The sequence below is a fragment of the Pantoea dispersa genome, from assembly GCF_014155765.1.
In the GTDB taxonomy this organism is placed as follows: Bacteria; Pseudomonadota; Gammaproteobacteria; order Enterobacterales; family Enterobacteriaceae; genus Pantoea; species Pantoea dispersa.
Genome location: NZ_SCKT01000001.1, coordinates 1 through 21,750, shown reverse-complemented (window position 1 = coordinate 21,750; position 21,750 = coordinate 1). Strand labels below are relative to the sequence as shown.

Annotated in this window: 25 protein-coding genes; 8 read left to right on the top strand and 17 right to left on the bottom strand. The window is 52.4% G+C overall.

Annotated features, from left to right (window positions below; all coding sequences use genetic code 11):
• Nucleotides 1-105 precede the first annotated feature (105 nt).
• From H7K56_RS00125 to cmoB, 3 genes are all read left to right on the top strand, one after another.
• Complete coding sequence (locus tag H7K56_RS00125; protein ID WP_104188964.1) at nt 106-927, top strand: DUF72 domain-containing protein; 822 nt, start codon at nt 106-108, stop codon at nt 925-927.
• A gap of 78 nt (nt 928-1,005) precedes the next feature.
• Nucleotides 1,006-1,734, top strand: coding sequence for a carboxy-S-adenosyl-L-methionine synthase CmoA (gene cmoA / locus H7K56_RS00120; protein WP_058757507.1), 729 nt, complete (start codon nt 1,006-1,008; stop codon nt 1,732-1,734).
• Nucleotides 1,731-2,699: a tRNA 5-methoxyuridine(34)/uridine 5-oxyacetic acid(34) synthase CmoB gene (gene cmoB, locus H7K56_RS00115; RefSeq protein ID WP_058780670.1), complete on the top strand. Its 969-nt coding sequence runs from the start codon at nt 1,731-1,733 to the stop codon at nt 2,697-2,699. Before cmoA ends, cmoB begins: the two co-directional genes overlap by 4 nt.
• 3 nt (nt 2,700-2,702) lie before the next feature.
• On the opposite strand, the gene H7K56_RS00110 is transcribed toward cmoB, so the two are convergent.
• Nucleotides 2,703-3,323 (bottom strand): LysE family translocator, encoded by a 621-nt coding sequence (locus tag H7K56_RS00110; protein ID WP_150360579.1) that lies wholly within the window; start codon nt 3,321-3,323, stop codon nt 2,703-2,705.
• A 45-nt stretch (nt 3,324-3,368) separates the two neighbouring features.
• Nucleotides 3,369-4,217, bottom strand: coding sequence for a hypothetical protein (locus H7K56_RS00105; protein WP_058757505.1), 849 nt, complete (start codon nt 4,215-4,217; stop codon nt 3,369-3,371).
• A gap of 274 nt (nt 4,218-4,491) precedes the next feature.
• Here H7K56_RS00105 and H7K56_RS00100 point away from each other — a divergent pair, with 274 nt between their 5' ends.
• The 3 genes from H7K56_RS00100 (at nt 4,492) to H7K56_RS00090 (ending at nt 7,198) form a co-directional block, all read left to right on the top strand.
• Nucleotides 4,492-5,580 (top strand): site-specific integrase, encoded by a 1,089-nt coding sequence (locus H7K56_RS00100; RefSeq protein WP_150360580.1) that lies wholly within the window; start codon nt 4,492-4,494, stop codon nt 5,578-5,580.
• Nucleotides 5,581-5,878: 298 nt separating this feature from the next.
• Complete coding sequence (locus H7K56_RS00095) at nt 5,879-6,346, top strand: hypothetical protein (protein ID WP_150360581.1); 468 nt, start codon at nt 5,879-5,881, stop codon at nt 6,344-6,346.
• A 45-nt stretch (nt 6,347-6,391) separates the two neighbouring features.
• Entirely contained in the window at nt 6,392-7,198 is an 807-nt protein-coding gene (locus tag H7K56_RS00090; protein WP_150360582.1) for a hypothetical protein, read from the top strand.
• 208 nt (nt 7,199-7,406) lie between these two features.
• On the opposite strand, the gene H7K56_RS00085 is transcribed toward H7K56_RS00090, so the two are convergent.
• The 3 genes from H7K56_RS00085 to umuD are packed head-to-tail and all read right to left on the bottom strand — an operon-like array spanning nt 7,407 to nt 9,391.
• Nucleotides 7,407-7,700 carry a hypothetical protein gene (locus H7K56_RS00085; RefSeq protein WP_150360583.1) on the bottom strand — a complete coding sequence of 98 codons (294 nt, stop codon included), beginning with the start codon at nt 7,698-7,700 and terminating at the stop codon, nt 7,407-7,409.
• A gap of 5 nt (nt 7,701-7,705) precedes the next feature.
• Nucleotides 7,706-8,968, bottom strand: a complete 1,263-nt coding sequence (locus H7K56_RS00080; protein ID WP_150360584.1) for a Y-family DNA polymerase — start codon at nt 8,966-8,968, stop codon at nt 7,706-7,708.
• Nucleotides 8,969-9,391 (bottom strand): translesion error-prone DNA polymerase V autoproteolytic subunit, encoded by a 423-nt coding sequence (gene umuD, locus H7K56_RS00075; protein ID WP_127834023.1) that lies wholly within the window; start codon nt 9,389-9,391, stop codon nt 8,969-8,971.
• A 430-nt stretch (nt 9,392-9,821) separates the two neighbouring features.
• On the opposite strand from umuD, the gene H7K56_RS23470 reads away from it, so the two are divergent.
• Nucleotides 9,822-10,565 (top strand): CatB-related O-acetyltransferase, encoded by a 744-nt coding sequence (locus H7K56_RS23470; protein WP_150360585.1) that lies wholly within the window; start codon nt 9,822-9,824, stop codon nt 10,563-10,565.
• Nucleotides 10,566-10,581: 16 nt separating this feature from the next.
• Here H7K56_RS23470 and H7K56_RS23465 read toward each other — a convergent pair whose 3' ends face one another.
• Genes H7K56_RS23465 through H7K56_RS00030 form a run of 8 tightly spaced genes read right to left on the bottom strand, consistent with a single transcriptional unit; the run spans nt 10,582 to nt 16,885 of the window.
• Nucleotides 10,582-10,986, bottom strand: coding sequence for a tail fiber assembly protein (locus tag H7K56_RS23465; RefSeq protein ID WP_150360586.1), 405 nt, complete (start codon nt 10,984-10,986; stop codon nt 10,582-10,584).
• Nucleotides 10,986-11,888, bottom strand: a complete 903-nt coding sequence (locus H7K56_RS00060; RefSeq protein WP_150360587.1) for a glycine-rich domain-containing protein — start codon at nt 11,886-11,888, stop codon at nt 10,986-10,988. The genes H7K56_RS23465 and H7K56_RS00060 overlap by 1 nt, the downstream gene beginning before the upstream one ends.
• A gap of 2 nt (nt 11,889-11,890) precedes the next feature.
• Nucleotides 11,891-12,472 carry a YmfQ family protein gene (locus H7K56_RS00055; protein WP_150360588.1) on the bottom strand — a complete coding sequence of 194 codons (582 nt, stop codon included), beginning with the start codon at nt 12,470-12,472 and terminating at the stop codon, nt 11,891-11,893.
• Entirely contained in the window at nt 12,463-13,530 is a 1,068-nt protein-coding gene (locus H7K56_RS00050) for a baseplate J/gp47 family protein (RefSeq protein ID WP_150360589.1), read from the bottom strand. The genes H7K56_RS00055 and H7K56_RS00050 overlap by 10 nt, the downstream gene beginning before the upstream one ends.
• Nucleotides 13,523-13,936: a phage GP46 family protein gene (locus tag H7K56_RS00045; RefSeq protein WP_150360590.1), complete on the bottom strand. Its 414-nt coding sequence runs from the start codon at nt 13,934-13,936 to the stop codon at nt 13,523-13,525. Before H7K56_RS00045 ends, H7K56_RS00050 begins: the two co-directional genes overlap by 8 nt.
• Complete coding sequence (locus tag H7K56_RS00040) at nt 13,933-14,490, bottom strand: phage baseplate assembly protein V (RefSeq protein WP_150360591.1); 558 nt, start codon at nt 14,488-14,490, stop codon at nt 13,933-13,935. The genes H7K56_RS00045 and H7K56_RS00040 overlap by 4 nt, the downstream gene beginning before the upstream one ends.
• Nucleotides 14,490-15,563 carry a phage baseplate assembly protein gene (locus H7K56_RS00035; protein ID WP_150360592.1) on the bottom strand — a complete coding sequence of 358 codons (1,074 nt, stop codon included), beginning with the start codon at nt 15,561-15,563 and terminating at the stop codon, nt 14,490-14,492. The genes H7K56_RS00040 and H7K56_RS00035 overlap by 1 nt, the downstream gene beginning before the upstream one ends.
• A complete protein-coding gene (locus H7K56_RS00030) occupies nt 15,560-16,885 on the bottom strand; it encodes a DNA circularization protein (RefSeq protein ID WP_150360593.1) in 1,326 nt (441 codons plus the stop codon). Before H7K56_RS00030 ends, H7K56_RS00035 begins: the two co-directional genes overlap by 4 nt.
• Nucleotides 16,886-16,996: 111 nt before the next feature.
• Here H7K56_RS00030 and H7K56_RS00025 point away from each other — a divergent pair, with 111 nt between their 5' ends.
• Nucleotides 16,997-17,548, top strand: a complete 552-nt coding sequence (locus H7K56_RS00025; protein WP_150360594.1) for an ATP-dependent Clp protease proteolytic subunit — start codon at nt 16,997-16,999, stop codon at nt 17,546-17,548.
• Between the two features lie 40 nt (nt 17,549-17,588).
• On the opposite strand, the gene H7K56_RS00020 is transcribed toward H7K56_RS00025, so the two are convergent.
• The 4 genes from H7K56_RS00020 to H7K56_RS00005 all read right to left on the bottom strand — a co-directional run bounded on the left by H7K56_RS00020 (nt 17,589) and on the right by H7K56_RS00005 (nt 21,681).
• Nucleotides 17,589-19,424: a phage tail tape measure protein gene (locus tag H7K56_RS00020; protein ID WP_150360595.1), complete on the bottom strand. Its 1,836-nt coding sequence runs from the start codon at nt 19,422-19,424 to the stop codon at nt 17,589-17,591.
• 84 nt (nt 19,425-19,508) lie between these two features.
• Nucleotides 19,509-19,820, bottom strand: a complete 312-nt coding sequence (locus H7K56_RS00015; protein ID WP_170264749.1) for a phage tail assembly protein — start codon at nt 19,818-19,820, stop codon at nt 19,509-19,511.
• A gap of 8 nt (nt 19,821-19,828) precedes the next feature.
• Nucleotides 19,829-20,185, bottom strand: coding sequence for a phage tail tube protein (locus H7K56_RS00010; protein WP_084882649.1), 357 nt, complete (start codon nt 20,183-20,185; stop codon nt 19,829-19,831).
• On the bottom strand, nt 20,185-21,681 hold the full coding sequence (locus tag H7K56_RS00005) for a phage tail sheath subtilisin-like domain-containing protein (RefSeq protein WP_150360598.1): 1,497 nt from the start codon (nt 21,679-21,681) through the stop codon (nt 20,185-20,187). Before H7K56_RS00005 ends, H7K56_RS00010 begins: the two co-directional genes overlap by 1 nt.
• Nucleotides 21,682-21,750 lie beyond the last annotated feature (69 nt).

Genomic DNA, 21,750 nt, shown 5'->3' with positions numbered 1-21,750 from the left:
CAAAGCGGACAAATCGTCAGCGTTTGCCGCGCGATCGGTTCCTGCCCGTGGCAAAACCGGGTAACGTACGGCGCATTTTCTGCGCCACAGCAGGCAGGAGCAGTTTTGACACTTCGTATTGGATTACCGCAGTGGCAGCACGCCAACTGGAGAGTATTGGGTATCGAAACCCTGGCGGATTACGCCCGGCTGTTCGGCTGCGTCGAAGGCAACACCACGCTTTACGCGCTGCCCAAACCGGAAGTGGTGCAGCGCTGGTATGACATGACTGACGACGCCTTTCGCTTCTGCTTTAAATTTCCTGACACCATCAGCCACAAAGCGGCGCTGAAGAACTGCGATGAGCTGGTGAATGAATTTCTGCGCCTGCTGGATCCGCTCAGCCAGCGCATCGGCCAGTACTGGCTGCAGCTGCCCGCCGCCTTTTCACCGGCGCAGCTGACAGATTTGTGGGCGTTTCTCGATCGCCTGCCGCGCAGCTTTCACTATGGCGTTGAAGTGCGCCATGCAGCCTTTTTTGCCAAAGGCGAGGCCGAGCGCGCGCTGAATCGCGGCCTGCATCAGCGCGGGGTTAATCGGGTGATACTCGACAGCCGTCCGGTGCACGCCTCTGCCTCGCTCAGCCCGGCCGCCGTGCATGCGCGCGCGCAAAAGCCGCGTGTGCCGACGCACGCGGTGCGCACTGCCGGTCAGCCGATGGTGCGCTTTATCGGCAGCGACAGCGTGGAGGAGAGCCTGCCGCTGTTTGATGTCTGGCAGCAAAAACTGGCGGACTGGCAGCACGACAGCGACCCGCTGCTGTTCATCCACACGCCGGATATGGGCGCGGTGTTTCCGCTGCTACAGGCGCTGTGGCCGCAACTGCAACAGCTGGAGCCGACGCTGCGCCCGCTGCCCGCCTGGCCACAGCAATCCAGCCTGTTCTAAACGCAGGGAAACGGGTGCAGCCTGCGGCAGTTTCTGCCAGAATAGCGCCCTTTCCGTTTTCTCTCCGGATAATTCATTATGTCTGACCGCGATACGCTATTCTCCGCGCCCATCGATAAACTGGGCGACTGGACCTTTGACGAGCGCGTGGCTGAAGTCTTTCCCGATATGATTCAGCGCTCGGTGCCGGGTTACTCCAACATCATTTCGATGATTGGCATGCTGGCAGAACGCTTTGTGCAGCCCAACAGCCAGGTTTACGATCTCGGCTGCTCGCTGGGCGCGGCCACGCTGGCGGTGCGCCGCAATATTCAGGCACCGGGTTGCCAGATTATTGCCGTCGATAATTCGCCGGCGATGGTGGAACGCTGCCGCCGGCACATCGACGCCTTCCGCGCCGCTACGCCGGTGCAGGTGCTGGAAGCGGATATCCGCGATATCCACATCGAAAACGCCTCACTGGTGGTGCTCAACTTTACCCTGCAGTTCCTTGAGCCGGACGCGCGCCTGACGCTGCTGCAGAAAATCGCCGCCGGCCTCAATCCGGGCGGTGCGCTGGTGCTGTCGGAAAAGTTCAGCTTTGAAGATGCCGACGTCGGCGAACTGCTGTTCAACATGCACCACGACTTTAAGCGCGCCAACGGCTACAGCGAGCTGGAGATCAGCCAGAAGCGCAGCATGCTGGAGAACGTGATGCTGACGGACAGCGTGGAAACGCATAAAGCCCGCCTGAAAAGCGCCGGCTTTGCCCATGCCGAATTGTGGTTCCAGTGCTTTAACTTTGGCTCACTGGTGGCGTTGAAATGATTGATTTTGGCCGTTTTTATCAGCAAATCGCCACCGGCCCGCTCGCCAGCTGGCTGGAAGTGTTGCCGGCGCAGGTCGCCGCCTGGCAGCGTGAAAACCTGCACGGACATTTTCGCAACTGGGAGAAGTCGGTCGACAATCTGCCGCTGCTGGTGCCGCAGCAGCTCGATCTGCTGCACAGCGTCAGCGCGCAGCATGACGCGTTAACCGATCGCCAGCGCGCCGGCATCGAAAAGCTGCTGCGTAACCTGATGCCGTGGCGCAAAGGGCCGTTTTCGCTCTACGGCTGCGACATCGACACCGAATGGCGCTCCGACTGGAAGTGGGACCGCGTGCTGCCGCATATCTCTTCGCTGGCCGGTCGAACCGTGCTGGATGTAGGCTGCGGCAGCGGTTATCACATGTGGCGCATGATTGGTGCCGGCGCGCAGCTGGTGGTCGGTATCGATCCGATGCAGCTGTTCCTGTGCCAGTTCGAAGCGGTGCGTAAGCTGCTGGGTGACGATCGCCGTGCGCATCTGCTGCCGCTGGGCATTGAGCAGTTGCCGGCGCTGCAGGCGTTCGATACCGTGTTCTCCATGGGCGTGCTCTATCACCGGCGTTCGCCGCTCGACCATCTGCTGCAACTGAAAAATCAGCTGGTCAGCGACGGCGAACTGGTACTGGAAACGCTGGTGATTGAAGGCGATGAAAACGCGGTGCTGGTGCCGGGTGAACGCTACGCGCAGATGCGCAACGTTTACTTCATTCCGTCTGCGGCGGCGCTGAAAAACTGGCTGGAGAAGTGCGGTTTTGTTGATGTGCGCATCGCCGATTACGCCATCACCTCGGTGGAAGAGCAGCGTCGCACCGACTGGATGACCAGCGAATCGCTGGCGGAGTTCCTCGATCCGCACGACAGCAGCAAAACGGTTGAAGGTTACCCCGCCCCGCTGCGTGCCGTGCTGGTGGCGCGCAAGCCGTAATACTTAACGCCGCGACAGCGCCAGCTTCGCGGCGAAACCAATAAACACGCAGCCGGTCAGGCGATCCATCACTTTTAACACTGCCGGACGGCGCAGATGATGAGCAAAGTACTGGCTGCCGCTAATCAATACCGCATTCCACACTAAGCCAATCACCATGTGGGTGAGCGCCATCAGCGTGCACCACAGTGCCACCGATCCGCCGGCCGGGATAAACTGCGGCAGAAAAGTGACGTAAAAAACCCCGACTTTGGGATTGAGCAGGTTACCGGTCAGGCCACGCGCGAAGCAGGTCAGATAGCGCTCTTCCCGCTTTTGCCCCTGCTGCCCGCTGGCCACCGTGCTGCGCGGGTTGAGCAGCAGTCTGACGCCGAGATACAGCAGGTACACGGCACCGATGCCTTTCAGCAGGTTATAAGCCATTTCCGAAGCCAGCAGCAGCGCGCCTAAGCCCAGCCCGACCGCCACACCCCACACCAGACAGCCGAGCGTAACGCCCAATGCCGTCGCCGAGGCACGCTGCCAGCCCTGCGCAGCCGCTGAACGCAGCACCAGCGCGGTATCGAAGCCGGGCGTCAGCGTAAGCAGGGTAATGGCGAAAAGGAATGAAATAATCAGTGTCATAATGGGCTCCCGGGTTGTGCACAGAACAGCATACGCGACGGCGCATCAATTGTCCGTCGCCGGACGATCCCAGTACTGATATTTGTAGGCCGAACTCAGATGCCGCTCAATGGTGCCTTTGGCAAACACTTCGGTCTCATGCAAATAGCTCAGCGTGCAATTGCCCACCTCGTCCCACAACTGGCACTCATCCACCGAGCGCAAAGTGCTGACCGGCGTGGTCGAGGTGCCGTGCAGCCGCAGTTCGCGCCACTGATTATCGTAGCTGTAGGTCTCTTTGCTGCGCGCGCTGGTGGATGCCACCACCAGCCCCTGCGGATTCCAGCGCCAGGTATTCTCGCCGTTGGTCAGAGCATCGCTGCCGCGCGCGATACTTTTTTCCAGTCGGAAGTGTTTATCGTAGCGGTAAGTGGTATCGGTAAAGCCCTCTTTTCCCATGCTGGTAAATTTGTCCGAGGCGCTGATGATGTTGCCGTGTTGCCCCATCTGCCAGCTGATAGTGCCCTGCCGGTTATCCACCACTTCCTCTTTGCCCGCGCGGGTCACTTTAACCAGATAAGCATAGTCAGCCACCCAGCCGCGCTGCACGCGCGCGATATGCTGCTCCATGCTCAGCACCACGTTGCCTTCGCTTTTGTCATAGGTGATGTCAGCCACCATCAGATCGCCGCACTGGTCAAACTGCCCGAGCACGCGCTTCTGCGAGTTGACGTCTTTACCAAACTCCCCGGCCACCACCTGGCGCACCGCGCCTTTGGCATCGCCGCCCAGCATAATCCAGTTGTTGCTGCTGGTGATGTTTTTGCTCAGCGGCGGGCAGGTGCTGCTGGCGGCCAGCGCCGCGCCGGCAACGGGGAACAGCAGAATCACAACAGCATAAGGGAGGGATTTCATCAGCGTTATCCGCGCGTTAAGCCATAGAGTAATCAAAGCATCTTTTTCACCAATGCGCTATTCATGGCGAAGCGGCAGACAAAAAGAACCCCAGCAAGGAATTGTGTAGTGATAACAGGAGCTTAAATGCAAATTTAGATAAATCAGCAACTTGTAATAGTGTGTTTATTTTTCAATTGCATGTTGCTGTATATTATTACAGTATTATCGAGCATTTTTGTGTGCTCAGGTCCCCCTGAAGGCCCCCCTAGGGAACCCATAATGAGATATTGAAATGGCTTACTACAGTATTGAAAAGCGTAAGACGTCCAAAGGCGATATCAGGTACCGCTGCACGGTTGCTGTTAAGAAAGAAGGCGCAATAGTTTATCGTGAACGAGATACGTTTCCAAAGATGTCGGAAGCGAAATCATGGGGAGTGATACGCGTTGCTGATATCGAAAAAAATGGCGTTCCTGTAGCGCAGCAGCAGCGCGTTACGCTTTTTGGCGAACTGCTCGAGCTTTATATGAATCATCCCAACATCAAATACAGCAAGAGCAAAGCGTCAACTTTGAGCCTGATTAGCCGCAGCGAAATTTGTGATGTGCCATTAAGCAACTTCACGCCACATACGCTGATTAATCATGCCAAGGTAAGGGCATCACAAGGTGCCGGCCCGTCTACAATCAGGAACGACATTACCTTTATAGGCTCTGTGCTTGGTTCGGCTGGTCCAATGTTCAATGTGGAAGTTGACCTGAGCTGCTACACGATTGCTAAGTACCAACTTAATAAACTTGGCATGATCTCAATGTCTCAGAAGAGGAGCCGCCGGCCTACTTCGGAGGAAGTTAGCCAGCTGCTCTCTGCTCTTGAGTATAGGGCTGAGCGCTCTTACAAAGCTATTCCATTTCACCGCATATTCCTTTTCTCAATTCTATCTTGCATGCGCATTGGTGAAGTGACCAGCCTGCGATGGGATGATATCGATCACAAGCAGAAAGCCATACTCGTAAGAGACAGAAAACACCCACTGAAAAAGATTGGCAACCACATGTATGTCGCTCTGCTCGGCGAAGCCTGGGACATTGTTCAAGAGCAACCAAAGGTCGGCGACCTGATTTTTCCTTATAAACAAAAACGAATTTCTATTGTTTTTGGAGAAGAGAGAAACAGGTTGGGTATTAGAGATTTACGTTATCACGACTTGCGAAGAGAGGGTGCGAGCAGGCTTTTCGAGGCGGGATTTGTTTTGGAAGAAGTGGCTCAGGTTACAGGGCACCAGTCACTCAAAACATTGTGGCAGATTTACACAGAGCTTTATCCTCGCTCTCTTCATGAAAGATACAAAGAACTGCAGGCAAAAGGCAGAGCTACTTAAGCATTCAATTTGAGGTAATTATGGCAGATCATAAAAATTCTAACGTGGGGCGCATGCCAGAGCTAACTGATTTCGGTATGATTTACATCACACGCGGTCGTTTGCTTGTGCTCGATCTCAGGATGAAGGACTCGATGACTGCCTAAATTGATGACCCGCAGCTGTTCCCCGATATGCAGCTAAGCATAAGGTCTGATATGGCTAGGGAATTGGCAGCAGAATTGTTGAAGTGCGCGGATGCGATTGACGTAGGGATGAGCCATCCCAATTTAAGGTTAATTGATTAGGAGTTTTTGTCATGGGCGCAACAGATAGTCAGGAGGAAGTTTCTGGGCACTCTGGTATGCCAAAGCACATTCAGAAGGCTATTGAATACTGGATTTATTCTTTAGGTGTATTTTTTTTGGCCGCAGTAATTTTTTTAGAAAGGTTCGGTGATCGACATAAATCCGCATGGATTGCCATTATCACTACAGCTTATGTAGGTTATTGTTATTTAATGGTTATCTATCTAACCTACGCGCGAGAGCCAAAATATCAAAAGAGGCTTAAGGCCATTGTTGATTCATCCGCAAACTTTTTGGCAATCTGCACGTTGATTGTAGCTTACATCTCAATGAAGTATTTTGGCACCGCAGGTAACCTATTCGAGATAATTGCACAATCTGGTGCGGGGAGTGTTTTGTCGGGGGTGATTTTCGGCGTTTTGCTATCAAGAGTATTGTTTCCTTTTTGGGATCTTTACTCAGTTTATCGGAAACTTTAACCCCTATATCATGGGTTTATTCAGAGGATAATGAAAGGATAAAAAATGAGAAAAAAAAAGGAGATTATTGCGGAGGGTATTTGTAAGCTAACCGGCAAAAAGGGTAAGTTTGTAGACTCCCATATACTTCCTCGCGCTTTAACTCTGCTAAGCAAAAAGGGAGAAAGAGCCATACAGAAATGGCATAATGGTCCGGAAACCAAGAGATTTCAAGGCTGGTATGACAACCAACTGGTTATCCAGGATGGTGAAAGTATACTTAGAGACATCGACGATAAAGCGATTAAAATTCTGAGAAGAAATCACTTGGTTTGGAGTGGTTGGCCAACATTTCAGCGCAGTTTACTAGATGAAGAGTTATCGGTTCCGATGAGTGCTGATGGATTTAGCTTTAGAATTTTCAATAACATTGATACATCAGCTTTAAAAGTATTCTTTTTAAGTATTGTTTGGCGCGCTGCAGCATCAACCAGAGAGGACATGAGTGAGGTAGTATTGCATCCTGATTTGTTAGAGAGGCTACGAATAGCCACCTTAACAAAGAGTCCTCTTAACTATAATGATTTTCCAATTAGACTCCATCAGATATACGATAGAGGCATTCCCCACAATCGTACGCCTATCATTGAACGGCAGGAGTTTGATTTAGGACCTCCTTATGCATACATGTCTTATTTATTTTGTAGAATTTATCTAGATGGATTAATTGCACACGTCGCTCTTGATGCTGATGATAACTATTGCAGCAGTCTAGGTAATTTACTTTTAGGTAATGGTAAAGAGCTAGGTGTCATAGTTAATCCCTTCAACACTTCAAGGTCCTTTTCTAATCTAAAGGAAGTTATGCTTTAAATCGTAGCGATATACAGTCTATTCTTTACAATAAATAATTTATAATTTTTCCACACGATCATGGGGTGTCAATGGGGTCGGAGGTTCAAATCCTCTCGTGCCGACCAAAATCCCAAAGAAAAGCAGCCATTTACGGCTGCTTTTTATTGCCTACATTTTACGATGGTGAAATAATGGTATAACGATGGCAAAACCCACCGTATAAACATCAAATTGGCAAGTCGTCCGAACTTCCCTGCATGGTACTGATTTCGTGCGTCACCACTCCCACTATCGCAATATCTTCAAGCAGATCGCTTTCAAGAATCATTCCCTCATCTGTGATAACGCGGCGAGGATGCAGAAAAATCTGTGCCCATTCCAGAAAGCCTGACATGTCCAGCAAGACGGTATCGCCGCTTTGTGGCATCCTCATCGCATCAACAATACATGTCCGCCCTTTAAGTTCTCTGACGAAGCATGATCTGCTCGTTGGCAATATCTGATGAAGCGGCTGCATCACAAATGTCACTTCGCAACGGGTAGGTCCGAATACCTTGTGGTGTATGCCGGCGACAGCATTTCGCGCTTCATCGCCCAGGATTTCTGTATGCCCTGTCCTGCGAACCATAGTTTCCCCTTCCCGCTTTGGTTGAGCCCGTCAACAACACGCATCAGCGCCTCGCTGTTAGGCTGTGGCTGAAATTCATCAAACAGATTGAGCTGTGCGACGCCCTGACTGAAAAAATCGCCCAGCATCACACCTGCTTTCATATAACGGTGGCCGTCAAGCCAGATGCGGTCCAGCGCCTCCATAGCGATGCGTATGATGTCGCGGGAGTCATTCGACGGGGTCAGCAGCTTACCCATCGCCTGATTGCCGTAGAACACCTCATCCACCGCGTGCGGGCTGGTCCTGACAAACACAGCAATCTGGCGGCAGTACTGACGCTCTCCGCGCAGCTTCTCAGCAGCTCGCGCTGCGAAATTGCATACGGCCTCGCGCATATCCTCATATTTTGTTATCCGGCTGCCGAACGAACGTGAACAGACGATCTGCTGCTTTGTCGGCGCAAACTCTTCCAGCTCAAGACACGGCTCTCCGCGCAGCTCCCTGACAGTACGCTCAAGCACAACGTTAAAATGCTTCCTGATTATCCAGGTGCTCTGCTCTGCCAGGTCTTTCGCGGTATCAATGCCCATCGCGTTAAGCTTCTTGCTGATGCGCCGGCCAACGCCCCAGACATCCTCTACCGGTACCAGCGCCATCAATTTACGCTGGCGCTCAACGTTGGACAGATCAACTACGCCGCCGGTCTGCGTCCACTTTTTGGCCGCGTGATTAGCCAGCTTCGCCAGCGTCTTGGTCTGCGCGATACCAACGCCTACGGTCAGGTGCGTTTCACGATATACGCGCTCGCGAATCTCGCGCCCGTATCCCTCCAGCGGCTTATAGCGGCGCATGCCCGTCAGGTTCATGAAAGCTTCGTCAATCGAGTAGATTTCAACGGCTGGCGCCATATCCTCCAGCGTGGTCATCACCCGGTTACTCATGTCAGCGTAAAGCGCGTAGTTAGAGCTGAACACCTGCACTCTGTGCCGGCGCAGTTCATCCTTCATCTTGAAGAAGGGATCGCCCATTTTGATGCCAATTTTCTTTGCCTCTGCAGAGCGCGCGATAACGCAGCCGTCATTGTTGCTCAGCACAACTACCGGCCTTCCGCGCAGGTCTGGTCTAAACACCGTTTCGCAGCTGGCGTAGAACGAGTTAACGTCCACCAGGGCGAACATCTACTGGCCTATATTTTTGATTGCGTGACGGACCACACCGAACACTTCGAACTGATCAGCATCATCTATAGGAATTATGGAGTGCGCCGAATTCATCGGCTTGAGATGCAGGAAGGGGCGCAGCATAAGCTGCTTCACGGTGAATTCACCGGCGAGGGAGGCAACCACAACGTCGCCGTGACCGGCTTTAAGTGAGCTGTCTACAACCAGCATGTCGCCATCGTTGATGCCCCCTTCAATCATCGAATCCCCGCTGACCTTGATGAAATATGTCGCGCTGGGATGCTGCACCAGAAGATTGTTGAGATCGATCCTCTGCTCAACGTAGTCCTGCGCAGGCGATGGGAAGCCGCATGGCACGCGACTTACATAAAGTGGCAACTCCAGAATGGCGCGGATTTCCGCTGGTCTTAAAAGCTCCATTTTCGTTATCTCAAAAAGTTACTGTATATAAATACAGTAATATCAATCACTGAAAATGATCAAGCCGCTGCGGTTGAGGTTTTTGTAAAGCCTTTGGCGGGTAAGGAGATTTAGTTTGGTGGGTGCGGTGCGAGTGACTAAGCTTTAATCACCCACCCCGTAGCCTGCTCAGATCGGCGCGGTATACCTCTGCCCCGTCGCCGGGGCTTTTTTATGCATCCAGACCGTCGATAGCTTTCATGCGTTTCTGCAGATCAGTAGTAGCGCCATCACTTCCTTCGATTTTGTCCATCAATGCTAGGATAGTTGCATGATGAAAGGCGAAGAATCTGGCAAGTTTCTAATTTACTGAAAATATATATTTGCCGTATACTTAAGCTTACCTTATCATATTAGATGCGATTTTATCAAAAGATAAAAAAGGATAATTGTGATTAAATCTCTGTACAGATTAATAAGAAATAGAATCAACAGCATCCCAAACGGAAGAATCAATGAATTGCAAAATGAAATACGAGAACTCAGAGCAAGTCTTGAGAGGAACGATTTCGACATAACCCCTTATAACGACATTGATAATGTTTATTCAAGAGATTTTATTGAACAGCATGGATTAATTACATCCGAAGCAGTTCAAATAATAAAAAGAGGCTCTTTTGTGAAAAAGGGCGTCAGCATTGGCAAGTTTACCTACATTAGGGAAAATTCTCACATTGATAGCTGCGTAAAAATTGGCTCGTATTGCTCTATAGCTGCAAATGTCACTATCGGACCTGACAACCACCCTTTAAACTGGCTTTCTACACATCCATTTCAGTGCGTTAATACGCCAAGACTGGATTATATGCACGGAAATGACAATACCCCAACCATCATAGGCAATGATGTGTGGATAGGCCGAGGCGCATTGATACTAAAGGGTGTTTCCGTTGGACACGGGGCCATCATTGGTGGTGGTGCGGTGGTAACAAAAGATGTTCCGCCTTATGCAATAGTTGGTGGAAACCCTGCCAGGATAATAAAGTACAGATTTAATAAAGATACCATAAGAGAGTTAATGGAATTGAAGTGGTGGGATATGGATGTTTCCCTTCTTCATGGAATAAGCTTTGATGAAATTGAAAAAGCAATATCTGAAATAAAGTCCATCAAGAAAAAGAATAACCCGGCGTGATATGCCGGGGTTGTTTCTATGGTTTTTTCGGCAAAGTTATATCTGGGGCGGTTGATGTATCGATTCTGTTCAGTAAAACTCTATATTTTTTCCACGCTACAAGTTCTGTTTTTTCATCATCAGTTGCCATATCAAGATCTACAGCATCCTGCAGCGTTGAGATTTTGTCCGCAGCCTCCGCCATGAGAGATGACTTCAACGCTTCCGCTTCAGCTACATATTCTTCATAAGTTGGATTAGGAATTGGGGCTCTGTCGAACACGCCATCCTTGTGCGTACCGCCAATTTCGCATATTGAGTCTCCGCATCGAATCGCTGCCAGGCCATCTTCTGGCGACCATGTATCAGTTTCACCATCCCATAACACGGTGTTAACTATATATCCATCAGAATTAATCAGTGCGTAGGTTTCAATGCTCATTATGCATACTCCCAAATAATGCAAAGCCCACCAGTGCCGGCACCGCCTTCGTCACCTCCGTAAGCGGAGAATTCAACTCCACCTCCTCCACCAGCCCCATAACCACTCCCTGCCGTTGGCGAGCCATTAACAACACCACCACCGCCATTTCCACCCACTCCAAATGGAGATGACCCGCCAATACCTCCTACACCTTGGTTGGGGGCTGATCCGACAAGCACTGACCCAGACGCAGATTGCCCACGCATTGAAGAAATAAGTACAGCACCAGTTGGTAGGTTTATAGTTGGTGGAGTTTGTAGCGTCATTCCTCGATAAAATGGTGAGCCGTATGTGGCTGCGTTACCAACCCCGCCCCCAGTACCACCCGGACAAGTTATGTAGTTTCCAAATACAGAGCTTCCTCCAGCGGACCCTGCTGTTGGGCCAGTTCGACTTCCTCCAGACCCAGCAGCGCCAACCGTCAACGCTACCGATGTAGCAGGCACTGGCATATAAGCTTCTACATAAGCACCGCCACACCCCCCGCCAGCACACGACGCCTGCCCTGCCGATGTTGCCTGGGCGCCGCCGCCGCCCCCACCACCACCTACGATTTGAACGCGGATGTTTTTAGTCATCGCACTGAATGTTACAGTAGTATTTGCGGTGAATACTCGAACATTAAGTAATCGACCGGGCGTCAATGTCCTCATAGCTAAAAGCAACTGATTATTTGCTGCTTTGTTTAATGTAATGCCAGCAGACTCAATGACGGCAGCTAACTCTTCCTGTAGAGTGTCAAAATAATCAGCATCCAGAGCTGTAGGTAATACGCCTGTTTGCGGATTCCCTCCCGTGAAGCCATTTTTGCCCGAGCCGAATTTATCCACCTGAGCGGTGGATGTATCTATGCGATGCATAATTACTCCGTGTAAAGAAAAATAACGTAGGTATGGGAAGGGGCCAGTTTATTCATAACACATTCAACAACCGTGTCGCCCCACGTCCTGATCGAATCGGTGCAGTTACCAACGCAGGTCATTGGGTTAACCTGTGCAGATGCAGGAATGTTTACGCGCCAGTAATAGCGCCACTCGTCGCTGTAAAGTGAATCAGTGCAAAGAGAGTTACAGTTGAAACTACTCTTTGGGTATCGAGTAATCGTCGCCTCGGTGTAACCAAGCGCATCAAGCTGCGCCCTGTAAAACGCCTCGTTGATTCCTCCAGCGAGGTTTGTCTTCGCATCAAGCCGCTGGCGGCGCTGCTGAAGGGTTTGCGCATCGGCTGGGGTACAGCTATCAGGGAGCCCGGTAATGCTTTCATACCGATCTATTAGCTCGGTAACAGAGCGCGGGTCGATTTCAAGCATCAACGCATCCCCACGCAGATGTGCTCGTGAAAGAGCTGGAGCGCATCCCAGCAATAAAGGCTCTCTGTCATCCCATGCCGGACCACGAGGCAATAACGCACCCAGCATTTGCTCATATTGCACTGTTAGGTCCATGTAAAATCTCCAACAACCCCCACCTCACCGATTGCAATTGGTATTTCATCAGTCGGGCTGACAAGAACATGGCTGTATTCACCTGTCGCCAGGCTGATCGCTTCGCTGATTCTGGATGGATTAAGCGCGCCCTCTGGCACACCGTCACGCAAATTCATGGCCCTGATCTCCGCTTCAACCGCCAGTCTGATTTCTTCAGTATCTGGTGTTAAACGGATATGGTAATCAACCACCTTTTCAGCGGCAGCAAACGCATAGATGTCAGCACCAGCAATCGGCGAAAGTGGTTCTATATGAGCCTGAGCGGCGGCAACAACCGCAGCATCTGGAACTGGGTTATAGAGATCGCTATTTGCCAGCATAATTCCTACAGTCCCACGCCCAGCCCAGTGGCGGCGGGTCCACGCTCTTGTTACGCCCGGTACCTCTTTTGCCCACACTTCATAATCGGCATCTGCTCCACCCTGTGGCGTGTAATACCATCGCTCAATGATTCTGGCTCGCCACACCTCAAGGTCTTCGATATCGGTTCCGCCCAGAATTGCGTCGGCCACTCCTGAAGAAGACAGACCAGATACAGGGCTGGTGAGTCGCATCGTAATACCGTCATCCGTGTTGCCCGTTACGCCTGCTGTATTACAAATGACAGGAACACGAAGCACACCACCGGAAGGCGTAGCGCTGGCGGTCGTGGTGAATGACACCAAATCATCTCGCTGAATGATCACATCAGCATCAATACCCGTACTGCTTGTTACGCCATCCCAGCGAACATAGCCACCAGCATAAGTGGCTGTCTTACGCGGGGCTCGCTTCATATTGCCGTGGCGGGTCAGCCAGTCTTCGTCCGCAAGGTCGGGAAGCAGATTTCGGGCAAGGTAATCGATGTAGCCATACACGGTGTGGACCGATGCAGCCAGCACCCGGCTATACACCTCAGCATCCGTTCGGCGCAGCTCTGCCAGGGTTGTATTAGCCGCAAGTCGGGTAAGAATGTCGCTACGTACTGCGGTGATCAGCTGCGGGAGTGTCGGGCGGGAAAATCCGCTATCAGCCATTGAGTTCACTCCATAAATCATCAAATGAAAGCGACAATGTTGTTCCGTCGCGTTTGCTTATTACTGTGGTGGCTGACATGGCGTTGATACCCAGCCTTGCCGCAGTGACATCAACTCGCGCCGCAACACCATCAGTCGTCAGCCACAGTAGCGCTTCGGTGATGTACTCACGCGCTTTCAGTGGCGTCTTGTTGGTAAGTTTGGACCGCTTCAGCAGATAAAGACGGGAGCCGATTCGATCATTCTGAACGGTCGGGAACGTGTCGCCCCACCAGCCATTTGCCTCTTCAGGCGCATCGTCTTTACCTGCTTTTCTCCATGTGAAGAGGGAAATGACAACCGCGCGCGTGAGCGGGTCGGTGAGTTGGTAAACCGCCTGCTGCTTACCATTTATCGTAAGGATCATGATCCACCCATTTGTTGCAAGGTTGCGTCGGTTGTGCCGCCACCATCACCGTTTTCTTTATGTTTGTGACCGTTGTACGTCACACGCATCTGGGCCATAGAAATGCCGCCAGAATCACAGTTGTCGGTAATGTTCCCGGTTGATTCGATATCCATTTCGAAACGGGCTTTTGGTGAATTAATGAAGGTGATTATTTGCCCGCCGCCATCAACGACGATCCCCTTTCGCTTCAGGGTTATCGACTTCCCCTGGTCGTCGTAGATAGCGACTTCTCCCCCTTCCAATCCTTTAAGCCGGAAGCGGCGATCTGCCACCACCAGCACGACGCCATGAGAGCGGTCACCGTCAAAGTAAGCCGCAACGGCCTCCGCGCCGCTCAGTGCTGCTGACGTAAAGCCATAGGGCTCAAGGTGTTCGATATCGCTTTTGCCTTCATTGCCTGGCATGCTGATTTCCAGCATCTGGCACTTGCTGGCCGTGTCGATACCACGTAAAACCGCTCTGGCGAGAACATTTGAGAGTGCGCGGTTAAGCGCATTGAGAGGACCTGCCATCAGAAATCATCCTCCGCTGCGGCTTTTTTCTTACGCTTGCTGGGCTTAGCAGGCTCGGGCAGATAAGCATCTGCAGGGCCAACGCGGAGTTCACTGATGGTGCCGTTTTCATCCTGCTGATACGTCACTTCGGCGATCACCATTTCGCGGTTATCAAATCCCAGAACAGGATCGTGTACGTTCACCAGCATGTTGGGCTGCCACAACTTACCGTCTCCCTGATGCCACCCCTGAACGGTGTAAGTAACCTCGTCAGTTTTGGCAGCGCGCTGGCGCATTTCAAACTCGCTGCGCTCTGCGCAGGTTGCTGAGGTGGCATTACCGGTCTGTCTGACCAGCAGCGGCCTGTAACGTGCAATTCCTGTGTCTGTTGCCGTACCACGAATCGCTGTTGTGGTTGCTTCGCCAAAATCATTGTTGTTTCCGGCGCGCATGCCTGATACCTGATAACTACTGAAGCGGTCTTTAATACTCTGCTCGCTGTCACAGGTCAGAATGTTTTCCCCCAGCACTAGCGCGGTTGTTGCTTTGACGGTACCGATCCCGCCAATGACTAAATCACCCGCTGCGTTGTCATAGGCCAGCGCCTGCTGCAGGCCAAGCATCTTATTCAGCACATCCATAACGGATTCACCCTGGTCGGCCTGCACGCCCTGCAGTACGCCGGACACGCCGCCCGCATCCACAACGTTGACGCTGAATGGTTTGGCGAGGTCTGCGGCAACCTGAACGATTGACCGTCCGTTGTACTGCGAGGGCGCAGCTGAGCAATCAACCAGATCAGCTGTTTTACTGCGGCCAACAATACCCATTGAGATGCTGTTAGCGTCATACCGTACAGGCGTTGCCTCCACCCATCCGGTGATAACAAGATCATCACCGATCAGCACTTCAACCTTATCGGCCTTCTTTATGCGGCTGCGGCGGCTTACCTGCGATTCATCACCCGGCCATGAGCGGGTGATCTGGACGTTAAAATCCCTTGCTATACGTTCAATGCCGGCGGCAATGCGGACAGAAGTCCATCCGCCCCACTCACGGCCATTAACGCGAAGAAGTACGGTTGTATTCACTGGACGGGCACTCTCAGGGTTTTAACCGTAACAAAGCCGGGGTGCCGGATGGCGTTGCGCGCGGTAATGTCATATTCACGCCCGGCATCGTCGTACCAGTCAGCAGCAAGCACGACTGCGGGTAAAACTTCAGGCGGTATGCGCTCAACCGTTCTGGAAGTTTGCTCAAGGCGCGCAGTGATATCTTCATTCAGCGCAGTGCGCACCTGACGGAGTGCGAGAAACAGTCCGTCATCGTTTACGCGGCTCATCTCCTGATCGATGGCGGTATTGAGCGTGTCGCGTACTTCGTTTAAATCATCCCATGAGGGAACCATGTCAGTTGCTGTGGATGTGATTACCCCCACGGCTGTATCATTTTCGAGCACGTCATCAACCGCAGGGTGCGAAACAATGACTGTTGCAGATGGCTGTGCCGCCTGCATGGCCAGAGAGGTGGATTTGGGAAGGTTCGTTACCGTATTCACCGCCTCGCTAAGTGCTGAGGTCCGGATGGCCTGCGCGACGTAATTGCGCTGCTCCGTTCTCGCCTGAGTACTGGCACTGTCTGTTTTCCAGACTCCGCGCGGAGCAAGTCCTTTATCGAGGGTGATGCCGCTCAGACCTTTTACCATTGACATCAGGTCGGTGACATTTCCTGTCAGTTTGGTGCCTGCGCGCCACATGGTCTGAAGCTGATTGACGAAATTCATGCCACTGGACGGTGGCATCAGCAATACAGACAAATCACCCTGCATCAGACGGGATGCTGCGCTAATACCAGAATCTACGTACTGCATGGCGTCAGTAACGGTATTGAACATCTCCGTTGCATCATCCAGTACGCCGTTTTGTGTGAAATCTGGCAGGCCGTCCAGCCCAAACGCTTCAAATGCTGATGACAGGAAATCATCCATCAGCGCTGCGGCGCCCGTCAGCTTCGCTCCGGTTGCAATGCCAGCTTTGGGGAATGACAACTCGCCCGACTCGATGAAGCTGAAGCTGACGCGGCACATGCGGCCTTCGTCTTTGGTATGGCTTACGCGGACTTCATCCGTAACGGTGACGGTCATTTCGCCGTAAAAAGGATGAACGAGTGTGCAGCTTCCGGGCTTCTCAACCGCTTCGATCAGCCTGTTGCGCTGCTCAAAATAGTCATCACCGACAAGATACGCCTGAACACTAAAGCGCCGCGTTGCACGCCCCATATCTTCAGCCCATGGCTTATCGCGGTTGGGGTATTCATGGACTTGCACGCGTCTGCCGAAAGTGGCTTCATCCTCATCTACCTTAAACGGGACACCCCGCAGCGAGGCATCCTGCAGATTGTCTATCCAGCTCATGGTTACTCCGGGCTTTTAGCCTAACTGAACGCACTGGTCAAATGTCAGGATTAACGAAAAAAGGAATAGGTAGTATGTTGATGGCTCGGAATATTCTTATGAGAAAAATTAATGCAACACACCATCAACTTTTCTGCCTCTATAAATCAGTCCACTGTTAATGGCCTCATATCAAATTGCCTGAGCGCCATAAATCAAGGCGCGAGCGAACTAGTCATCCACATGTCAAGTCCGGGTGGTGAGCTTGTATCAGGCTTTACGGCATATCACTTTCTGAAGTCATTGCCAGTACAAGTACACACTCACAACCTCAGCAATATTGAGTCCGTCGCCAACATCATCTTTCTGGCGGGAAGTAAAAGGACCGGAACCACTGGTTGCCGATTCCTGTTTCACCCATTCCATTGGGGGTTAATGGGCACCAGTGTCGACCATAACCGGGTCAGCGAGTGGTCCGCCTCTCTCGACAATGATCTTGAGAGATACATCGATATCCTTGAGAGCGAGACCGATGGACTCAAGAGCAGAGATGAGTGGAAGAAGATCATTTCCTCCGCAACCATAGCAACGGCTACTACCGCCGTGGAGTGGGGACTGATGTCCGCTGCCGAGAACGCTAAGATGCCGCTGGCGCCCGGCACATACTGGTGGATTATGGGTTGACATATTAATCTCCAGGCAATAAAAAACCCGCCGGAGCGGGTTACTGGTTAGAGAAGCGGTTATATCCGACATCATAGTTAAGCCAGGGTAGTGAGTTACCCGCAGGCGCAACGCGCATGCCGGGCGGCGCATTATCGAATGTTACCTTCAGTTCACCCTGCTGTGGCCGCGAAAGTGGCACGGCTGACTGATAGCCCGACCCACCCTGCTGATTGTTATACCAGCCTCCGGCATTCCAGCGGTTTTTGAGGGATTGCCAGAAGGATGTTGTGCCGTCCTTTTCAGTAACTGCATCAGCGATATCGTTCAGCTTTTTGAAAATGTAAATCGCAACGCCGATGGACACTGTCAGCGCACCGAGTGATGCAATCTGCGCCAGCACGCCGGAAAGTGAAGTTGCTGTTGTGAGCGCGGTTTTAAGAGTGCCAACGGTGCGCACGGTGAATACGCCTGCCATAACGGCGCTGACACCTTCAATTGTGCTCTTCCAGCCCCCCGTCGCTTGCACGACATCATTCACGTCTTGCCATACCGCTTTAACAACCGGACCAACCTGGTCCCAGTTGCTGACAATAAGGCTCCCACCCAGCACCAGCAGCGAAACCAGTTTGCCCATGGTGGACATCTTCAGCACAGTTTCAAACATCTTCACCGCCTTAACGGCAATACCCACAGCAGAAGCAGTACCCAGCAACGTCAGGCCAAACTTAAAGGTGCCGCGAACCATCTCAGGATTTGCTTTGGTGAACTGCCTGAACTGTTCGACCATCGGCTGAACCTTCTGAGTCAGCCTGACGATATCGGGCAGGAACATATCACCGATGGTAATGCTGGCAGCACTGAACTGGTTTTTTAGCAACTGAACGGAGTTCGCCGTTGTGGCCGCGCGCGACTCATATTCCTTCTGCATCGACCCTGCATACTGCTGCGCATCCGCAACGCGATTGAAGTTGGTGCGCAGTAAGTCCAGATTCGTCAGCAGAGGGGCGATCGCACCAAGCGACTCTTTACCAAACAGCGCATTCATGACCGCTGCCTGTTTGTCTTTTGGCACCTTAGCCAGAGAGTCCAGCACCTTAAGCATCGCGGCGCGTGAATCCTTCTGCATGTCAGCGGCTAACTGGCCCGGATCAATCTTTATAAACTTCAGCGCTTTCTTCTGTGATGCCGTGGCTGATTTTCCGGAGGTAAGGGAAAGCATGAAGTTTTTGATGCCCGTTGCGGCTATCTCAGACTCCACGCCCATACCTGCGATGGTTGCGCCCATCGCGGCAATCTCACCTGACGCCACGCCTGCAACGCCACCAAGAGGACCGATGCGGGTAACGATGTCGGAAATCTTTTGTGCATTGGCAGGGCCAGTGTTACCCAGGTAGTTAATTTTATCGGCAAGAACCACCACGCCATCCTGCGTCATTTTGAACGCGGTTCGCCACTGTGCCATCATCTGGCCAGACTCTTCTGCAGTCTGGTCAAATGCCACGCCCATCTTCACCGCGTCGCTTGCAAACTGCATCAGGTCATTACGCGCAATACCCGCCTGGCCGCCAGCCGCTACGATCTGCGCAATGCCGTTTGCAGCCATTGGTAACCGAGTCGAGAGTTTGAGCACATCCTCACTCATCTCTTTAAACTGTTGCGGGGTGTCAAAGTTGACGACTTTGCGAACGTCTGCCATCTGCGATTCGAAATCCATCGCCTGGCTGATGGGTACTGCAAACGCGGAGGTTAGCGCGACGCCCATAGCCGCCGCGTTGACCATGATATTTTTGGCTTCCTTCTGAAAGCCTTTAAGGTTTCTGCTCATCCCCTTCAGTGGACCTGAAAGCTGGTCCACTGCCGTGATGATCGCCTTCAGCTGAAAACTATCTGCCACGGTTTATTTCCTCAGAGATGCGGACAGCCTCAGCTTCCATTTCCAGAAACTTGCTGAGGCTGACATTTTTCAGTTCAAGCGGATTTATGCGCCAGAAGTGGGCGGTGTTGTAGAGTCGCTTCCTGAACTCTCTCCCGCTTCCGACCCCGTAAAAAAACCCACGATCGTCATTGACGCCATAAAGATATCCTTAAGCGCCATTTTGGCCGCCGAAGAACGCGGGATGGCCGCAAGCACCGGGATATATTTCAGCGTGACGCGTGAATCCAGCTTCATTTCACCGGACTCGTTATAGCTGAAAGGGATACCAAACTGCTCAACTTCGTCGTAAGTTGGCTCGCGAATTTCCAGCACATGCAGCGTCTCATTTGCCGCCACAACAGGTTTAGAAAGCATCAATTCTTTCACTGGTAGAACCCTTCTGAGCCGTGGAATTCAAGGTCAACCGTGCCCTCTTCAGCGTTGTGGTTGGCCTCACCAAACAACCAGGCTTCGGTCAGGACATACACCTGACCGTTCGCCAGCTCCGCAGTACCGGTCATGCTGTCGGACTCTGTGATTTTGCTGAGTGGAAAACCCTTCGGCACTTTAAAAGTGCCTTTGATGTACGGGGCGCGGTGCGTTTCCTTACGGTCAACAGAACCATCAAGGCCGATCACATCATCGTTTACCTTAGTGTTCATCGGCACTTCAATGCCGCCAGTCAAAGAAAGCTGAAGGCCGTCGAGTTTGAAATACGTGGTACCAGCAATACGGGCCATTATTCGCTCTCCTCGCTGTATTGCAGACGGAACTGATTTACCAGCGCAAACACACGCAGCTGATTAACGTAGTCAGGTGGGAACAGCACATCTACGCGGTTTGGATTATCCGCATTGCGCTCAACCACCAGATAGGTTTTGAACAGGTCAAAGTTTTCAACGATGGCTGACCGCTCCATCTGTTTGTAAACGGAGCACATCTCACCTTTGATAACCGCTGGCGTCACCACGGCCTGACCGTCACCGAAGCGGGTTCCGTCATTGGCCAGTTTATGGCGCGGGTACTTTGAAGTGATCACGCTCTTCAGCTCGCGCAGTACATAAGCGCTGGTATGCAGGGTTTCACTGTCGAGATAGCTGTTATCAGCCACGCCGTAACTGTTCTGCTGATAGGTTGTGATATCGCGCTGAATGCGCAGCACACCGCCTTCAGCATAGGACGTTGCAATCCCATGCGTCAGCAGAGACTGCTGCTCAGAAAGAATGAAGCGGCTCCCCTTTGGTGCCGGCAATGCCCCGGTCAGCTCACCGGTTTGCGTCGGGCGCGCAGGATCGTTACGGATAAATACTGCATTGCGTGCTGTACGCATCGCCACCAGCTCATCGCAGCAGGTTTGCGTGGCCACTTCATAACCTGCAACGGTGATATGCTGGTTGTTCATGGTGTCGCCAAAGGCAACCAGCTCGGACAACGTACCGGTTTTAGCCGTATAAACGTGACCATATAGCTGACGCGCATAGCTCCAGCGGCCTGAACCATCATTCATTTCCAGCGCCATCGTAGCGAGAGAAGCTGAATCGCTGAACGGAAGCCCGATGAAATCAAATGGCTCATCGCCCATAGCAGCAATGGTGTCGGTAAGGTCCGGTGAACCAGTGCCGCCAGCCAGCGCGGTGATGGTCACGGTAATGCCGTCAGGTGTAGTTTCACCGCCAACTGTACCGTAATAATTCAGCATCAGCGGGATGTCGTTCCCGGTCAGCCCCTTATGGCGCGCTTTGACTGCAACTGTGCCGTCAGTAGCTGTCGCGGTTACAGGCAGGCTGGCATTTGCGTTGATAGCGGCTGCCAGCGTGGTGGCAACATCAGCAGCCTCATCGCCGATGACCACGGCGGCCTGCACGCGTTCAACCCCGATATACAGGCTGAGCGTCCCTGACGCCTGCGCGGTGCCTGCAATCACTACTGAGCCTGCAGCCTGCGCCCCAGTTGATTCACCCACAGCCAGAATCCACAATTCACCAAAGGGGTCAATGGCACGATAGCGCTTGACCATACGGTGCAACTGGCTGCCGAAGCCGCATATTTTACCGGCAAGATCGGCTGATGGCATTATAGTGAGCGTGTTCTTAACAATCGTGCCCGTGGTCGCCACGGTACCAATAAGCAGCGCCGGGCCGCCTGAACTCGCGCTGTTCGCCTGGCTGGCATCCATCTCTGCCCAGAACAGCGGCACGCGGATATCAGAAGGCACCTGATTAAAGCTGACAGTCATCACTCGCTGAACCGTACCGGTTTTGTGGGAGAGAGTTAAGTCCGGGAACTCAGGCTGCCAGATCCTTAT

Coding starts and splice junctions, on each gene's coding strand:
- H7K56_RS00090 (WP_150360582.1), top strand. CDS start 6,392: ATGAGAAAAAAAAAGGAGATTATTGCGGAGGGTATTTGTAAGCTAACC.
- H7K56_RS00010 (WP_084882649.1), bottom strand. CDS start 20,185: ATGGCCCGTATTGCTGGTACCACGTATTTCAAACTCGACGGCCTTCAG.
- H7K56_RS00095 (WP_150360581.1), top strand. CDS start 5,879: ATGGGCGCAACAGATAGTCAGGAGGAAGTTTCTGGGCACTCTGGTATG.
- cmoA (WP_058757507.1), top strand. CDS start 1,006: ATGTCTGACCGCGATACGCTATTCTCCGCGCCCATCGATAAACTGGGC.
- H7K56_RS00080 (WP_150360584.1), bottom strand. CDS start 8,968: ATGTTCGCCCTGGTGGACGTTAACTCGTTCTACGCCAGCTGCGAAACG.
- H7K56_RS00050 (WP_150360589.1), bottom strand. CDS start 13,530: ATGGCTGATAGCGGATTTTCCCGCCCGACACTCCCGCAGCTGATCACC.
- cmoB (WP_058780670.1), top strand. CDS start 1,731: ATGATTGATTTTGGCCGTTTTTATCAGCAAATCGCCACCGGCCCGCTC.
- H7K56_RS00060 (WP_150360587.1), bottom strand. CDS start 11,888: ATGCATCGCATAGATACATCCACCGCTCAGGTGGATAAATTCGGCTCG.
- H7K56_RS23465 (WP_150360586.1), bottom strand. CDS start 10,986: ATGAGCATTGAAACCTACGCACTGATTAATTCTGATGGATATATAGTT.
- H7K56_RS00110 (WP_150360579.1), bottom strand. CDS start 3,323: ATGACACTGATTATTTCATTCCTTTTCGCCATTACCCTGCTTACGCTG.
- H7K56_RS00030 (WP_150360593.1), bottom strand. CDS start 16,885: ATGAGCTGGATAGACAATCTGCAGGATGCCTCGCTGCGGGGTGTCCCG.
- H7K56_RS00015 (WP_170264749.1), bottom strand. CDS start 19,820: ATGCTTTCTAAACCTGTTGTGGCGGCAAATGAGACGCTGCATGTGCTG.
- H7K56_RS00100 (WP_150360580.1), top strand. CDS start 4,492: ATGGCTTACTACAGTATTGAAAAGCGTAAGACGTCCAAAGGCGATATC.
- H7K56_RS00055 (WP_150360588.1), bottom strand. CDS start 12,472: ATGGACCTAACAGTGCAATATGAGCAAATGCTGGGTGCGTTATTGCCT.
- H7K56_RS00025 (WP_150360594.1), top strand. CDS start 16,997: ATGCAACACACCATCAACTTTTCTGCCTCTATAAATCAGTCCACTGTT.
- umuD (WP_127834023.1), bottom strand. CDS start 9,391: ATGGAGCTTTTAAGACCAGCGGAAATCCGCGCCATTCTGGAGTTGCCA.
- H7K56_RS00045 (WP_150360590.1), bottom strand. CDS start 13,936: ATGATCCTTACGATAAATGGTAAGCAGCAGGCGGTTTACCAACTCACC.
- H7K56_RS00005 (WP_150360598.1), bottom strand. CDS start 21,681: ATGACTGTCAGCTTTAATCAGGTGCCTTCTGATATCCGCGTGCCGCTG.
- H7K56_RS00040 (WP_150360591.1), bottom strand. CDS start 14,490: ATGGCAGGTCCTCTCAATGCGCTTAACCGCGCACTCTCAAATGTTCTC.
- H7K56_RS00105 (WP_058757505.1), bottom strand. CDS start 4,217: ATGAAATCCCTCCCTTATGCTGTTGTGATTCTGCTGTTCCCCGTTGCC.